The organism is Zobellia sp. B3R18, from assembly GCF_018860715.1.
In the GTDB taxonomy this organism is placed as follows: Bacteria; Bacteroidota; Bacteroidia; order Flavobacteriales; family Flavobacteriaceae; genus Zobellia; species Zobellia russellii.
This window is the reverse complement of sequence record NZ_JAHKQG010000007.1, coordinates 19,322-35,233: the sequence shown is the minus strand read 5'-3', so window position 1 is coordinate 35,233 and position 15,912 is coordinate 19,322. Positions and strand designations below refer to the sequence as shown.

Genomic DNA, 15,912 nt, shown 5'->3' with positions numbered 1-15,912 from the left:
TAGATATATGCCGCTAACGAATAAAATCTACGTTCATCGTATAGTCTACTAATTAACAAGGGTATAGGTGACCTTTGTACAGAACAAATAAAACATATGCTATAAAATTACGGCACTTTTTTATCCCAAATAACCTAGTTGCTACAGATTGAACTTGACCTTAATTACACCATTGCACACCCTTTACAGGTAAAGACTTAATGTAGCTTCTAATTATATGTTTACAAAACTTATAATTATGAAGAAAAAATTACACCAAAAAAAAATTACACGAGCTCTTGGGTTCGTTTTTCTCATATTCGCTTTTAACTCCGTCAGTGCGCAACTTCAAAGAGGGTTCTCTCCTCGGTATTCGGAAACCATAACAGGTGACTTTACTATGGTTGCAAACAACGTACTTTCCCGGCATGCAACAAATGCATACAACGGGAACGGTAGTAACCATGATTTTTCGGACAACGTATTTGTAGATATAGATAGTGACCCTACTACATTTAATTCTAGTAGCGCTAATTTATCAAACCCCTCTCCTGACAGTTCTTGCTTGACCATAGAACGTGTTTTTCTGTATTGGGCTGCAGCCGATAAAGAATATGAAGTAGATGGTTCCGGAACACCAATTGCGGGCAATGGAGGCGTTGAGCCTTCTTGGAGTTTTGATAATATTAAATTAATGCTGCCAGGGTCTAGTAACTATGAGGCCACCCTAACTGCCGACGAGGTTATTTACCGCGGTAGGGACGACCATTTTGTTAACGACCCCTATATCTGTGTTAAGGACATTACGAGTTACGTACAAGGGTTGAGCGACCCTTTTGGCACCTACCAAGTAGCCAATGTTAAGGCTACTGAAGGACAATTACTATCTCATGGTGGCGGAAGAACAGGTACATCCGGTGGATGGCAAATAGTCTTTGTTTGGCAGAGTCCGCTTATGCCACAGAAACACATTACCCTTTTTGATGGATATGCCCATATTACAAGCACACAGAATAATTTTGATGTTACTTTTGATGGTTTCCAAACTGTACCTAATGGTGAGGTAAAAGCAAATATGGTCATTGGTTCTTTTGAAGGAGATAGAGGAATTTCTCGCGATCAGTTATTGATATTGGATACTTCTAACTCATGGGAACCTTTATCCACTCCAATGAGACCGGCCAATAATTTCTTCAACAGTTCCATTACTACAAATGGCAGTGACTTTTTGGACAGAATGCCCGCAAGTTCAAATACTTTAGGGTATGATGCCAGCTTATTTAATTTGGAAAACACGGGCAACTCCCTAATTACCAACAATCAAACATCGGCTACGGTTCGGATGACTTCAGACCAAGAGGTTTATGGACTTTATCTTTTAGGTATGGCCGTAGAAGTTTATGAACCATCGTTAAACTCACTAGACCTTTACGCCACCGCTTCGGATGAAAACCCACGAACTGGAGAAACCATTCAGATATATTTGGATGTGGCCAATACGGGGAACGACAATATTAGAAATTTATCTTTCTCTACTACCATACCCGAAGAAATGGACTTTATAAGTGTGGAACCGTTGCCAAGTGAGATTACCTATAATTTTGACTCGGTTACAAGAGAACTTACTTTTAATGTAGCCGATGGTTATACGGATGTTACCAGTGCGCCCTATACTATTCAATATGCGGTACGTATTAAAGATGATGCTTACTTTTCAAGTATTCCCGCCTGTACGTTTAATTCGGATTCTCAAACCGTGGCTTTGTATACCGGCGAAATCAACACAACCCAACAAACCTCTAACAGTTCGTTTACGTTTGATGAATGTGGCGTTGGAAACGGAGACCCTACTACGATTATCATTAGCATTACCGATGTAGAAGCACCGGTCTTTGCTGAAAATCTTCCTGGAGATATTACGGTACCTTGTAACGGAGTACCGGATGCGGCCATCTTAACCGCTATAGATTATTGCGACCCGGACCCTACCGTAACTTTTACGGAGACCGCAACCAATGACCGAAATTGTGAAACCAGTTACGAGATAACCCGAACTTGGACAGCAACGGATAGTGCCAATAATACCTTCACCCATACACAAATTATCACTGTAATATCCGATGAATGTATAATGGACGAGGAAGCACCAACATTTGTGGAAGAACTTCCGCAAGACCTTATCGTAGATTGTGATTCTATTCCCGAGGCAGATGTGCTAACGGCTATAGATAATTGCGATACGGACCCCGTAGTAACTTTCACGGAAACCGCAACAAATAACGAAGACTGTACTACAGGTTACGAAATTACAAGAACATGGATTGCCGTAGATAACAACGGTAACGAAACTACACATACCCAGCTTATTATAGTTGAAGCGGATATGCCTTGTGATATTGAAAATCTAGTAGTTTCTAAAACCCTGACCGCCAATGGCGATGGCATAAATGATGTGTTTGAAATTTCAGGATTGGAAGGTTGTGATTACACCTATCATCTAAAAGTTTTTAACAGATGGGGCAATATTGTCTATGAAAATAGCGATTACACTAATGATTGGAGCGGCTATGCACCTAAAAGTTCATTGGGCAACTCAGCTATGCTTTCATCAGGAACATATTACTATATCATTGGCTTTGGAAACAATGAAATAAAACCGGTTAACGGATATATCTATATCGGTTCTAACTAAAAAAGGCAGTCATGACTACGTTAAAAAAATATCTAGTTGTTCTAGCTATAAGCTGTGCCTTTTTCTCAAATGCGCAACAACTACCGCAGTTTACACAATACGTATACAACACCATGTCCATAAACCCGGCATACGCCGGAAGCAGGCAAACGTTAAATGCTACTGCCTTGCACAGAAACCAATGGGCAGGTATAGAAGGTAATCCTACCACAAGCACCCTATCGGTTCATACGCCTATACGGTTCAGTAATGTAGGTGTTGGGTTATCCTATATAAACGACCAATTGGGATATGAAAAAACCAATTACATTTATGCGGATATCTCATATACCGTTCCCTTAAGTAGCACCGTTAATATGGCCTTAGGGTTAAAAGGTGGTGTTACCAACTACAAATTAGATACTCCGGACGAAACGGACCCATTCTTCTTTGATGGTTTTTCTAAATGGAACCCCAACATGGGAGCCGGAATTTATGTAAGCTCCAATAAATGGTATCTGGGTGTTTCAACTCCTCGCATTCTTAATACCGATTTAAACAATGGTGAATTCGTGGCTCTTGAACGTAATAGTTATTATGCCATTGGTGGATATGTTTTTGATATAGGCGAAACCACAAAATTCAAGCCCACGGCAATACTTAAATACACCAACGGGGCACCTGCATCATACGATGTAACGGCAAATTTTCTTTTCTATGAGAAATTTTGGATTGGTGCTTCCTATCGCTTTAATGACTCGGACAGTTTTGGGGTACTAATGGATTATGCTATTTCCGATTCCTTTAGAATTGGGTATGCTTATGACTTACCTACCTCAACTTTCAGACCCTATTCTGGAGGCACACATGAGGTCATTCTTATCTATGAACTTTTTGACCGAGGTTTAAAAGCCATGAAATCTCCTCGTTATTTCTAAATAGGTTTTCATTTTTATAAAAGTACCTCGTCATCCATTTTACTTTACAGTCTTTGCTTTAAACAAAAGCGGTTATCTTTGGGGAAAATTCTAGCTATGACAAAGTACTTTTCCGCCTGCATACTTTTAACCTTTTTAGTTATAGGTTGTAAAGAGACCAAAAAGTCTGAAGCACCACAACCTGAAAAAGAGCTATCCATTCTAGAAAAAATAGCCTATGCCAATGGTTACAAAAACTGGAACAAGGTAGAAGAGCTTAAATTTACTTTTAATGTAGACCGTGATACTTCTCACTTTGAACGTACATGGATTTGGAAACCAAAAACTAACCAAGTAACTGCCATATCTACCAAAGACACTTTAGTCTACAACCGAAAAGACATGGATAGCACCGCCTATAAAACCAATGGTGGATTCATAAATGATAAATATTGGCTCATAGCGCCTATAAATATTTTATGGGACAAAGATGGAAGCACCAATGAGCTTACACCAAATGTAGAGGCACCAATCAGCAAAAAGCCCATGCAAAAACTTACGGTAGTTTACAAGCAAGAAGGTGGCTATACCCCTGGAGACGCATATGATTTCTATTTTGGCGATGATTATCTAGTTAAAGAATGGGTGTTTAGAAAAGGTAACCAAGAAGAACCTTCCATGACCACCACTTGGGAAGATTACACCGAAGCAGGTGGACTCAAAATTGCCAAAATGCATCAAAACGAGGATGGTAGTTTTAAACTCTATTTTACCAACATTGAAGTAAAAACAAACTAAGTATTACGTTTTTTTCGGTTTCTGTTCAATTTAAAAGTAGCGGCCAATACCAAAAGAGCGCAAGCGAACAATACCAGAAAACAAGTCTTGAGTGAAGAGCCATCAGCAATAAACCCTAAAATTGGCGGAGCTACCAAAAATCCGGTATAGCCCGTGCCAGCAATAAAAGAAACACCTTGCGCAGAATCCACACCTTTTACTTTACCTCCAATACGAAAAACTTCGGGTACCATAACGGAAAAACCAAGTCCGCTTAAAGCAAACCCTGCAATGGCCATATAGGTTTCGGTACTTAAAACCATTAGGTATCCTACCAACACCAAAATAGTAGCAAAAGTTACCATTTTTACCGAGCCCATTTTTTCGCTTATACCATCACCTAAAAATCTCCCCAAGGTCATGGTAACCTGAAAACCTAGAAATCCGGCACCCCAGAGCAACTCGGGTGCCAGGCTTATTTCCTTTAAATAAAGTCCGCTCCAGTCTACAATGGCACCTTCACTCCCCATCGCTACAAATGAGATCAACCCAAGAAACAGCATCGGCTTAAATAATTTTAAACTGAATGCTTCCTTTTCTTCAACCGCTGCCACTACATTTTTATATTTTCCGTGAAAAATAAAATTCACGACTAAAACCAGTATCACCGCTAATAACATATGTAAAGGTGGATTGTCCAGAGGACCGATAAGAAAACTACCAAGGCCGGCCAAAACCCCTCCCAAACTGAAAAAACCATGAGAAGCACTCATAAAATTTTTCTTATCCTCCTTTTCCAGCTCCGTTACCAAGGTATTCATAGAAATATCCGTAAACCCATTGGAAGCCCCTAATAGAAAAAGTGCGGCCATAAGGGTATAATAACTAGGTGCCAACAAAGGCAAAAGGGCAGCTATACTGCTCAACACTACCCCGTACCATGTTGCTTTTCCTACCCCAATTTTATTAATGATAGATGAAGCCATAGGAAACACCGTAAATACCCCTAGAGAAAGAAAAAATATAGCCAAACCCAATTGGGACTTGTCTATTTGAAGCTGCTCCTTTACAGTTGGTATATAAATTGCCCAAGTACCAAAAAGAATATTTATACTGGCAAATACCCAGGCAGCCCCAAAATAACGGGAATTGGTAAGTATAAGGCGTAATGATTTCATGAAACGAATTTAACACCTAAGGTACTTTAAAAACGCTAACCTATAAATCAAAAAAAGACCATCTTCTATAGATGGTCTTTGAGTTCGTTTCTGGCCCATATTTGGTTTTAGCTACATCGTTTAATATAATTCCAGCGCGTATAGTCCCGTTGGTACAAACGACCATAATAAAGCACATAATCCCCTACCCTATAGCTTTTACTTGAGGAGTAATTAGCAGTAGTATCGCATAGGTCTTCCTCCGGTTGCGGATTACCGCCACCACCGCCCGAAGAAGGGTAAGCAGCATTGGTTCCTTGAATATCCAAAGTAGACAAACGTGCTTGTCTTTGTGGCAGCGTATTTCCGTTCAGGTCCGTTATAGTAGGCTGTCCGTTTTTACTGAATGTGTAGCTACCGTACATCATTATTGAATTTACATCAAAAGAACCAGTAAGGAAGGTTGCGGAAGTACTTTTGTAGAACTGGTCCTGAGCATTGGATTGAATATTTTCCGTACGGATTATAATATGGTCATCCCTATCTGCCCTGTTCTGTTCATGAATATAACCCAAGGTATGCCCCAGTTCATGTATGATGACAACGGCCGTAGCACGAGTGCCTAATCTAATATAACCACGGGAATTGTACATTCCTAAAGTTGCCACCCCTGAATTACTATTGGAACCTGAAGAAGATATGGTAACGTAATTAGATTGATTGGTACGTTCTTTAAACCTAACGTTGGTTTTATTGGACCATTCGTCAAACGACTTTTGCAACTCACTGCGCACGCTAGAACTTAAACCGTTAATTACATAATACACGGTATTATCCGGCCATTTTCTAATGCCGCCTGCCAACGCCAATCCGGACAATTCTTCTCCGGGAACGGGATTAGGGTTATAGCTGTCAGGCGAATCTGCAAGTTGCTCCTCGAACAAGCGTGTGTCCGTGCCTGCCAAGCTATAGGTGCCATCCTCCTCTAGTTGCACCTGTACGGCATCGCCCATAAAGTATTTTGTAATAAATTCAGCATCTTGATCAACCGGAACTTCTGCTTTGGGAGCTACAGAAGTTTCGGCATCAAGCTCAGTGGTATCATTGGAACAGGAGGCTATTACCAATGTACTTACTGCCAATAAAAGCATAAGACGAGTAGGGAACGTTTTGTTTTTCATATTTTTCAATTTAGTGTTCATTTTAAATTTTGGGGCCAAAACTTACTTTATACGTACGAGATGAACCACCATAATAGCCGATGAATGGTCAATATTATCGATGAAATACACTAATTAAAAAGTTTGAAATACCTAAAAATCGCTCCTATCCCTTTAAAAATAGGATAAAAGCGCCTATCGAAAGAATATGGAAATTACAACGTCTTGATGCCTTCTTTTAAAATCTGACCAAAGCGGTACATATCTTCATACGAACAGTAAAAAGGAGCTGGTGCCAAGCGAATAACATTAGGCTCCCGCCAATCCGTAATGACTCCGTTATCCATTAAATAATCAAAAAGTGGTTTGCCCTGTCCGTGAAGAAAAACGGATAATTGGGTACCTCTATCCTCTGGAGTTATAATCTCAAAAGTGGTTCCGTCTATTTCGGCATCTATTTCATGAAGAACAAACTCCAAATAGGCCACAATGCGATCTCTTTTCTCTAGTAAGGCATCCATGCCCACTTCCTCGAACATCTCCAAAGAAGCCAAATATGGTGCTACAGATAGTACCGGAGGATTGCTCAACTGCCAAGCATCGGCATTTGCCATGGGTTCAAATTCCGGTTTCATTAAGAATCGGGTTTCCTTTTTGGTTCCCCACCATCCCTCAAACCTGGGTATGTCCTTTTTATTCAAATAACGCTCATGGATAAATACACCGGAAGCATTTCCGGGTCCGCTATTCATATATTTATAGCTACACCACGCGGCAAAATCCACATCCCAATCATGTAATTTTAATTCTATATTTCCGGCACCATGGGCCAAATCCCACCCTACATTGGCACCTACGGCCTTACCGGCCTTGGTAATGGTTTCCATATCAAAAACCTGACCGTTGTAATAATTTACGCCCCCAATAAGAACCAATGCCAACTCATCTCCCAACTCTTCTATCTTTTGAAGAACATCTTCGGTACGCCAGAAATGCTCACCATCCCTTTTCTTTACCTCTACCAAAGCATCATTGGGGTCTAACCCATGATTTCTAACCTGACTTTGCAGCATATACTGATCTGATGGAAATGCTTTTTCCTCACAAAGAATCTTATAACGTTTGCTCGTAGGTCTGTAGAAAGTAACCATCAAAAGATGAAGGTTTACCGTTAGGGTGTTCATTACGGATACTTCCTCTGTTTTTGCCCCCACTACCTTGGCCAATGGTGCCGCTAACTGCTCGTGATAGTCCCACCATGGTTTATCTGAGTGAAAGTGACCTTCTACGGCAAGCTCTTTCCAGTCGGTCATGACCTCATCTACAAACTTTTGGGTACGCTTAGGCTGCAATCCAAGGGAGTTTCCTGTAAAATAGATAACCTGTTTTCCATTTACTTTAGGAAAATAAAATTCATCGCGATAGCTTCGTAATTTATCTTCAGAATCCAACTTTTGGGCAAACGCTAAGGTGTTCTCGAATGTCATAAAGGTCTTTTTTTCAAAAATACGATTTCAGGAGGGATATTAAAGCTATTGCAGGGCTACTTTAAATCAACAATTCGCATCTCAATAATATGCTTTTTAAAACCTGCTTTTTCATAGGCTTTAATAGCTGCATCATTTTCATCATAAACGGTAAGGCGTATTTCTGTAATACCTTTTGAAATGGACCAATCCCGCAAGGCTTTCACCACCTTATTATTGAGCCCTTTTCCCCTAAAATCCGGATGCGTGTACATAAAACCCAAATAACTATAAGTTTCATGATTAAGGTACGGTTTGGCCGATCTGATTTTAGCATAGCCAGATGCTACCAAACGCCCGTTGAATTCAATAACTACCACCTGGGCTTCATTACTTTTTATCAATTCCCCTAAATCATAATAACTGATCGGGTCCTTCTTTAAGGTTGGGTCATACGGTCTTTCAAAAGCAATGATTCCTTGCTCAAATTCAAGCAATGTTTCCAAATCTTCCAATGAGGCACTTCTTGTTATAAATTCACTCATAGTATTTACGGTTTCAGGCTACGGTTATGAAGTTCTAAAATACTATATATTTGCAGAAATTTCAGGCATGCATTTCTTATCTGCGGATTTAGAGGATTATATTCAAAACCATTCAGAAAACGAACCTCAATTACTTCAAGAGCTCACCAGGGAGACACATCTTAAAGTAGTTCGCCCACGTATGCTTACCGGACATTTTCAAGGTAGGGTTCTAAGCGTATTATCCAAAATAATCTACCCAAAAAACATTCTGGAAATTGGCACCTATACGGGATATTCTGCGTTATGTCTGGCGGAGGGCATGCAGAAAGATGGGCGTTTACATACCATAGATATTAACGAGGAGCTACAGGAGATACAAGAGCGATATTTTTCACGGAGTGCCTACAAAGACCAAATTATACAACATATTGGGGATGCCAAAAACATTATACCTCAATTAGACACTACCTTTGACCTTGTTTTTATTGATGCCGAAAAAAAGGATTATCCCGATTATTTTGAGCTGGTCATGAAAAAGACCCGACCCGGCAGCGTTATCCTATCCGACAATGTATTATGGTCCGGAAAAGTAGTTGAAGCTGTAGATAAAAAAGATAAGGTAACCCCTATTCTGTTGGACTTCAACAAAAAGTTAAAAGAAGACCCTCGTGTAGAAACCGTTCTACTTCCTATTAGGGATGGCTTAACCCTAAGTAGGGTGCTATAAACCTAACATATAGATTATAAAAGAACAGTGCGGAAAGAACGCCAACGGTAGAACCCACTATAATATCCGTAGGAAAGTGTACCCCTACAAAAATACGGCTGGATACAAATAGTAACGGCCAAATATAAAACAGCCAACACCATTTAAAACGGTTCCTTAGAAACAGCACCACGATAGTGGTAGCCGAAAAAGAACTAGATGAATGTCCGGAAAAGAAACTATAACTGGAGGAAGGTTTAAGAATACGGATCAATGTATTCATAGTTTCATCATTATTAGGCCGTAATCTGGCTACTACTTCTTTGGTTAAATCAGTAAGGGTAGTCACAAAAAAAATCATTGCAACAATAGTGAGCACCACATAAATTGCTTCCTTTTTTGGATAATTTATAAAAATAAGAATGAAGAATAAAGCAAATAAAGGAATCCAAGTACTAAACTGGGTTACAATAAGCCAAAATTGATCATACTCTTCAATGCCTAAATTGTTCAGGTAGATAAAAGTTTCCCTGTCCCATTCTAGAATACGATCCAGCAAATCTAACTTCTTTTGATAGTTCCCGTAACATCATCAACGCTCTTCTTAACGTCGCTTACTCCTTTTTTGATGTCGGTACCGATTCCTGAAGTAATATTATCCTTAACCTCATCAATATCCTTTTTGATGTCGGTTATAAAACTGGTGTCTATCCCCTGTTTATCGGCGCTTTTCTGAATTTCCTGTTTAATATCTTCCGTAGCGTCCTTTAATTGACGCATGCCCTTGCCCAGCCCTTTGGCTATGCCAGGAATCTTATCGGCGCCAAAAACCATGACCACGATGAACATGATAAAGAATATTTCGCCTCCGCTAATGAATAAAAAGTGCAATGAATACATATCACAAATATAATGAAGTTTACATAGAAAGACCTGCTAGGTTACGAAAACCTAGCAGGTCTTTTTGTGATATTAACAAAAATTTATTTGCCTTTAATGGCGTTTTCCTTCATCTTATCAAAATCAGATTTCTCTTCTTTCTTAGGCCATGCATTGTTAGAGGTATCTATATCTGCCGTTTCTGCCTTTGGATCAACAACAACACCGGTAAGTTCTGTCTGCGAAGATATCACTACGCTCACCTCTTTATCGTTCTTGCGCCAGATTTCCGGTGGGTAGGTAATATTTTTAGTAGTTCCGTCCGCATACGTATACTCAACAATTAAAGGCATAGGTATTCCGCCCGGTTTATCATAAGTAACTTCATAAAAATACTTAGGCTCCTTAACAGCCGCTCTTTCTTCGGCAGTTAAATTATCCATCATAAACTCCTTAAGCGATTTTGAGTTTTCCGATGGCATTTTTCCTTTTATGTTAGGGTCAATTTCTTCACTACCTTCCTCTGCCATGTAAACCAAAGGTGGTAAATCTGCCTCAGAGATACCCCTTGCCGCCATGTACTCTTGCATTTTTTTGGTGGGCTTATCCGTAACATAGTACTTCTTAATGCCCTTTACACCAATATCTACAAAATCAGTTGTATAGAACCATCCTCTCCAGTACCAATCCAAATCTACGGCAGATGCGTCTTCCATAGTTCTGAAAAAGTCCTCCGGAGTTGGGTGCTTGAACATCCAACGGTGCGAATATGTCTTGAAAGCATGATCAAAAAGCTCTCTGCCCATTACGGTCTCACGAAGAATATTTAAAGCGGTAGCCGGTTTTCCATAGGCATTTGGACCTAACTGGTACACATTTTCCGGGTTGGACATAATAGGTGCAATGGTACTCTGATCACCTGCCATGTACGGAACAATTTTAGAAGGATCTCCCCTTCTTGACGGGTACTTGTCATTAGGCGCTATGGCTTCAGGGTATTTTTCCCCAAATTCTTGCTCGGCCATAAACTGCATGAACGTATCTAGACCTTCATCCATCCAACCCCATTGGCGTTCATCAGAATTTACGATCATAGGAAAAAAGTTGTGTCCCACCTCATGAATAATTACACTGATCATCCCGTACTTAACACGGTCCGAATATGTACCATCTTCATTGGGACGCCCATAGTTCCAGCAAATCATAGGGTACTCCATACCTTGTTGCTTGGCATGTACCGAAATTGCTTTTGGATAAGGGTAATCAAACGTATGTGATGAGTAGGATTTTAAGGTATGCGCCACTGCTTTAGTAGAATACTCTTCCCACAATGGATTACCTTCTTTTGGATATAACGAAACCGCCATAACATCTTTGTTGCCCACCTTTACGGCCTGCATGTCCCAAATAAACTTTCTAGAGGTGGCAAAACCATAATCCCTTACGTTCTCCGCTCTAAACTTCCAGGTCTTTTTCTTTTCCGAAAACCCTTTTTCTGCTTCCTCTGCTTCTTCTTGGGTTACGATAAGTACCGGTTTATCATACGATTTTTTGGCCTTTTCATAACGCCTCATCATTTCCTTTGAAAAAACTTCCTTTCTATTCTGAAGTGTTCCCGTAGCATCCAAAACATGATCGGCAGGTACCGTAATGTTCACATCATAATCGCCAAAGGTAAGGGCAAACTCGCCACTACCCCAGAACTGATGGTTCTGCCATCCTTCCACATCACTATATACGGCCATTCTAGGAAAGAATTGAGCTATAACATAAGCTCGGTTTCCATCTTTCTCAAAATATTCGTACCCAGAACGAGCACGGTTTATAGTATGGTTTGGAATATTGTAATCCCATTTGATAGAGAATGAAATTTGTTCTTTACTTTTTAAAGGCTTTGGAATATCTATACGCATCATGGTCTGGTTGATGGTATATTTTAACGGTTTTCCGTTAGCGTCCTTTACATACGCTATGTTAAACCCACCGTCAAAAGTTTCTGTCATATATTTTTGTGCAAAAGCACTGGTTTGTTCGGCTATAGGTACACCTTCACCATTCCGTAAGGGCGACTTTGACGTTTTTGCCCGTACGTTTTGATCCAACTGTAACCAAAGGTATTCTAGATGGTCTGGAGAATTATTGGTGTAGGTGATGGTTTCCGTACCGTAGATTTTGGCATTTTTATCATCTAGCTCAATATCCATTTTGTAATCAGCTTGTTGCTGATAATAATCCGGGCCCGGAGCTCCCGAAGCGGAACGATAGTTGTTGGGAGTCGCAAACTCCTCGTACAACTGTTTAAACTTATTCTGATTGTAATGACCGGGTTCTTTGTCTGCATTAACCCCTTTCTGTGCCATTAAAAAGTTGGCAAATACAAAAAGTAACGTAGCTAGACCGTACTTTAATCTATTCATTTGTGTCTGTGGTTTTAAGCGTGGGAAAATATAATATTTTAAGGAATAGTTACCTAAATGTTATAATTTTAACATTCCTTTAGTACGAGATTTGACTAAAACAAAGCTTTTTTTGTCTCCATCTATTTTTAAATGAACAACATTCTGCTGTTCTTCGAACAAATCTGTCAAAACTTCATTTTCTATTTGAACGGATTCTAAGGTGGCCAAATCCACATTGGGGACTTCCAGATAAAATATGACCACGTCCGCATCATATTTCTTTCCAATATATGTGTAGGAAGCATTGTTGCCATTAACCTGCACCACAAATTTGGACCTCAAATATTTTTCCAGGTATTCATCTGCCAATGGAGACTCTTCATCGGTTGCCAATTGGGCCTCAAAGTCATATCGTTCTAATAACAACTTCTCTAAATCATCAATAAAAACACGGGACGTAATCTGTAGTGCCTTGTCCTTTTCCGAATAATTTACATTGGTTACGCTAACGTAAAATTTATGGGCGGCAGTAAAGGCCAACAGGGGAAGCACCAATACTAGCAATAGTTTTTTAAAAGAATTCATAATCTCATTTTCTACAACAAAAATAGGCAAATGTTATGCCAAAATAATCTAGTCTAAGTTGTTGTTTTTTCTATACAATTGGCCTTTGGTTTCTAACAACTCATACAGAGCGGCCATCTCATTTGCGTTTGCCAATTCCTTAAAATCCGCATCAACCATACAATAGTTCAAAAAGTCAGGTATTTGGTGTTTAGGAATTTTAAGGGTCTCTGTAAAAAAGAAGTCCGTATAAAACAATCGTATCTCTTCTAACTGCTTATTCTCATTTTCTAGAGTTGCATACCTCTTCAACTCTTTGGTTCTACCAGATATATCTTCCGATAGTCTCACAATTTTTAAATCTAGCCGAAACTTTGGCTTTAAAGTTACGGTATCATTGCCCGTAACTAACTCTAAGTATTTATTTATTCGAAGTTTTTCACCTACACCTTTTGGCCTTAGTCGTCCTTTCTTGTTTTCCAAACCCAATGATTGAGATGTTATGACCCTACCAACAGGAATTCTATTTAAATCCCTATTCATATCTCCCGTTAAATTATAAGGCATTACCACCACCTCCTCTAGTTGATTCAACACCTGTTGCAACGGTACAACCAGCAACTTGCTCTCTAAAATAGATTTGGTTACCACCACTTCTTTTCGTTTGAATTGGATTGCCGAGAAAACCAAGGTATCATTAAGTTGAACATCTATGTCAAAAAAACCATCTGTGTCTGTAATGGTAGCCTTATTTGAAGACGTATTTAACACATGGGTGGCCATAACTTCTTCGTTCTCGCTAAAAACGCGTCCGTTTAAGGATATAGTTTCTTGGGCACATGATGTGTTTGCCACCACAGTTATGACACTCACAAAAACTAATTTTTGCAATGGTTTCATAGGATATGCTTTTAGCAATCTTCCACTCTGAAAGTTGCTTTTTATTACCTACATCACTTATTCCTCTCCCTCATAATTCTCACGGTACACAACACTTTTCCTTTTCATGAAAGCCCAAATACGCAGCCGGTCATGTGAGTCTACAATTTGCTGAAAAGAAGAGTCTATCTCACAGAAATACATAAATTCATCAATCTTCTCCAGAGGGATTTTCAATTCTGTTATATAGAGTGAATCTGCATAAAACTCCCTGACTCTTTGCGTTCTCTCATATTTTGCATTTCGTTTAACGCGGGCTTTCAACATTTTTTTTCGACCTGTAATCATATTGATCAGCGGGTCAAAACTCATATACGGGTTTGCCGTTGCAGCCTGAAATTCACGTTCGGCCTTGCTTATGGGCTTTACATAGGCATTTGGCAATCCTAAAGTTGAAGCCGTAACTACAGGCTCTGTTTTTAAAGTATTTAGATCACTGGCTATATTTCCCGAAAGACTATATGGCATAACTATAACCTCATCCAGCTCCGTTAGAGCTTCTTCTAAAGGAATCATAAGAAGTTTACTCTCCAAGAGACTTAGGGTTACCACAATTTCCTTGCGTTTGTACTGTACCGCAGAGAATACAAGCGTATCGTTAAGCTTTGCGGCAATATTAAAAAACCCGTCAATATCCGTAATAGTAGCCTTTTTTGTAGTGGAATTTAAAACGTGGGTGGCAGCTACATCCCCATCTTTACTATAAACACGACCTTGAATTTCATCAGAAAATAAATCTTGAGCACATAAACGAGTCAAGAGTAAAAAAGAAATTAGAAAAAGAAATTTACTTCTCTTCATTTAATTGTTTTCGATAAGCCTTGCTTTTGTTCACCAGAAAATCGATCAATTCAAACTCGTTCTTCTTTAGCAACAATTGGTATTCTGGCTCATGCGTGTCTACATATTGCAAAAAATCATCAATAGCATCTTGAGACAGTTTAAGATCGGTTACAAAAAACTCATCATCATACACTTGACGAAGCACTTGGCTCATTTTCATACGCGGGCGCACCTCTGCATCCTCTTTTTTGCCGGCTTTGGCCAGGGCTTTAAAAATGTTTACAAAATTGGCACCATCCTTCATACCCCTTTCAGACTGACTTAAAGCTATATTTTCTACTTCTGAAGAACGATCAATATCATACTCTACCTTCTTAAATTCTTCATTTTGCAATTGTATAAACTTCTCCTCGTTCTCAGGGCTTACCACAACCTCATCCAATTCGGTAACCTTTTCGTTTACTTCAACCACCAAACGACCGTTTTCTATAATTTCATCCGTAATTTTAACCACTTCCAGTTGGTAGTTTACTGCCGTAAACGCCAATTCATCGCCCGCTTTTACCCGTATGGCAAACTGTCCCTTTTCATTGGAAATTACCGCACTTTCCGTAGTAATATTTATAACGTTCTCGTTAGGTACACTTATATTCCGGTACAACACCGTACCGCGCAGCAAGGAACGGTCATCATCTTGCGCATTCACTGCTATAAAAGAAAAAAGTACACATATTAGAGTAGGGATAATCTTCATTTGGTTGTTTTATAAATGTCCTCGTTAGGGATATGGTTTTTTATTAAATCAATTTCAGGGCAACTTTATAAGGAGTACTTTCGTACTATATTAGAGTTACCCGTAAGATAAATTATGTGGATAAAGAAAGTACATGTTTTGGTCTTAAAAAAACCATGGCGGCTAAACTTTTGTTAATTCGTATGTACAGAAATTTTTACATCATAACTATCAGGTAACCAGTACGTGCAATCC

The 15,912-nt window shown here is 39.4% G+C and carries 15 protein-coding genes; 4 read left to right on the top strand and 11 right to left on the bottom strand.

What is annotated here, in order from left to right; all coding sequences use genetic code 11:
- Positions 1-238 precede the first annotated feature (238 nt).
- The 3 genes from KO513_RS04725 (at position 239) to KO513_RS04715 (ending at position 4,365) form a co-directional block, all read left to right on the top strand.
- A complete protein-coding gene (locus tag KO513_RS04725) occupies positions 239-2,671 on the top strand; it encodes a gliding motility-associated C-terminal domain-containing protein (RefSeq protein WP_215912508.1) in 2,433 nt (810 codons plus the stop codon).
- 11 nt (positions 2,672-2,682) lie between these two features.
- Positions 2,683-3,588: a PorP/SprF family type IX secretion system membrane protein gene (locus tag KO513_RS04720; RefSeq protein WP_215912507.1), complete on the top strand. Its 906-nt coding sequence runs from the start codon at positions 2,683-2,685 to the stop codon at positions 3,586-3,588.
- A gap of 96 nt (positions 3,589-3,684) precedes the next feature.
- Positions 3,685-4,365 (top strand): hypothetical protein, encoded by a 681-nt coding sequence (locus KO513_RS04715; RefSeq protein ID WP_215441963.1) that lies wholly within the window; start codon positions 3,685-3,687, stop codon positions 4,363-4,365.
- On the opposite strand, the gene KO513_RS04710 is transcribed toward KO513_RS04715, so the two are convergent.
- The 4 genes from KO513_RS04710 to KO513_RS04695 all read right to left on the bottom strand — a co-directional run bounded on the left by KO513_RS04710 (position 4,362) and on the right by KO513_RS04695 (position 8,672).
- A complete protein-coding gene (locus KO513_RS04710) occupies positions 4,362-5,522 on the bottom strand; it encodes an MFS transporter (RefSeq protein ID WP_215912506.1) in 1,161 nt (386 codons plus the stop codon). The genes KO513_RS04715 and KO513_RS04710 overlap by 4 nt on opposite strands.
- Positions 5,523-5,629: 107 nt before the next feature.
- On the bottom strand, positions 5,630-6,682 hold the full coding sequence (locus KO513_RS04705) for a M12 family metallopeptidase (protein WP_215912505.1): 1,053 nt from the start codon (positions 6,680-6,682) through the stop codon (positions 5,630-5,632).
- 194 nt (positions 6,683-6,876) lie between these two features.
- On the bottom strand, positions 6,877-8,148 hold the full coding sequence (kynU, locus tag KO513_RS04700; RefSeq protein WP_215912504.1) for a kynureninase: 1,272 nt from the start codon (positions 8,146-8,148) through the stop codon (positions 6,877-6,879).
- A gap of 56 nt (positions 8,149-8,204) precedes the next feature.
- On the bottom strand, positions 8,205-8,672 hold the full coding sequence (locus KO513_RS04695) for a GNAT family N-acetyltransferase (protein WP_215912503.1): 468 nt from the start codon (positions 8,670-8,672) through the stop codon (positions 8,205-8,207).
- Between the two features lie 67 nt (positions 8,673-8,739).
- On the opposite strand from KO513_RS04695, the gene KO513_RS04690 reads away from it, so the two are divergent.
- Entirely contained in the window at positions 8,740-9,381 is a 642-nt protein-coding gene (locus tag KO513_RS04690) for an O-methyltransferase (protein ID WP_215912502.1), read from the top strand.
- On the opposite strand, the gene KO513_RS04685 is transcribed toward KO513_RS04690, so the two are convergent.
- The 7 genes from KO513_RS04685 to KO513_RS04655 all read right to left on the bottom strand — a co-directional run bounded on the left by KO513_RS04685 (position 9,347) and on the right by KO513_RS04655 (position 15,678).
- Positions 9,347-9,919, bottom strand: coding sequence for a phosphatase PAP2 family protein (locus KO513_RS04685; RefSeq protein ID WP_215912501.1), 573 nt, complete (start codon positions 9,917-9,919; stop codon positions 9,347-9,349). The genes KO513_RS04690 and KO513_RS04685 overlap by 35 nt on opposite strands.
- Before the next feature lie 2 nt (positions 9,920-9,921).
- On the bottom strand, positions 9,922-10,260 hold the full coding sequence (locus KO513_RS04680) for a Sec-independent protein translocase subunit TatA/TatB (RefSeq protein WP_215441970.1): 339 nt from the start codon (positions 10,258-10,260) through the stop codon (positions 9,922-9,924).
- Positions 10,261-10,343: 83 nt separating this feature from the next.
- Positions 10,344-12,656: a M1 family metallopeptidase gene (locus KO513_RS04675; RefSeq protein WP_215912500.1), complete on the bottom strand. Its 2,313-nt coding sequence runs from the start codon at positions 12,654-12,656 to the stop codon at positions 10,344-10,346.
- A 60-nt stretch (positions 12,657-12,716) separates the two neighbouring features.
- Complete coding sequence (locus KO513_RS04670; RefSeq protein WP_215912499.1) at positions 12,717-13,223, bottom strand: DUF6702 family protein; 507 nt, start codon at positions 13,221-13,223, stop codon at positions 12,717-12,719.
- A gap of 48 nt (positions 13,224-13,271) precedes the next feature.
- Positions 13,272-14,102 (bottom strand): carboxypeptidase-like regulatory domain-containing protein, encoded by an 831-nt coding sequence (locus tag KO513_RS04665; protein WP_215912498.1) that lies wholly within the window; start codon positions 14,100-14,102, stop codon positions 13,272-13,274.
- A 57-nt stretch (positions 14,103-14,159) separates the two neighbouring features.
- Positions 14,160-14,942: a carboxypeptidase-like regulatory domain-containing protein gene (locus KO513_RS04660; RefSeq protein WP_215912497.1), complete on the bottom strand. Its 783-nt coding sequence runs from the start codon at positions 14,940-14,942 to the stop codon at positions 14,160-14,162.
- A complete protein-coding gene (locus KO513_RS04655) occupies positions 14,929-15,678 on the bottom strand; it encodes a hypothetical protein (protein ID WP_215912496.1) in 750 nt (249 codons plus the stop codon). The genes KO513_RS04660 and KO513_RS04655 overlap by 14 nt, the downstream gene beginning before the upstream one ends.
- Positions 15,679-15,912: the final 234 nt, after the last annotated feature.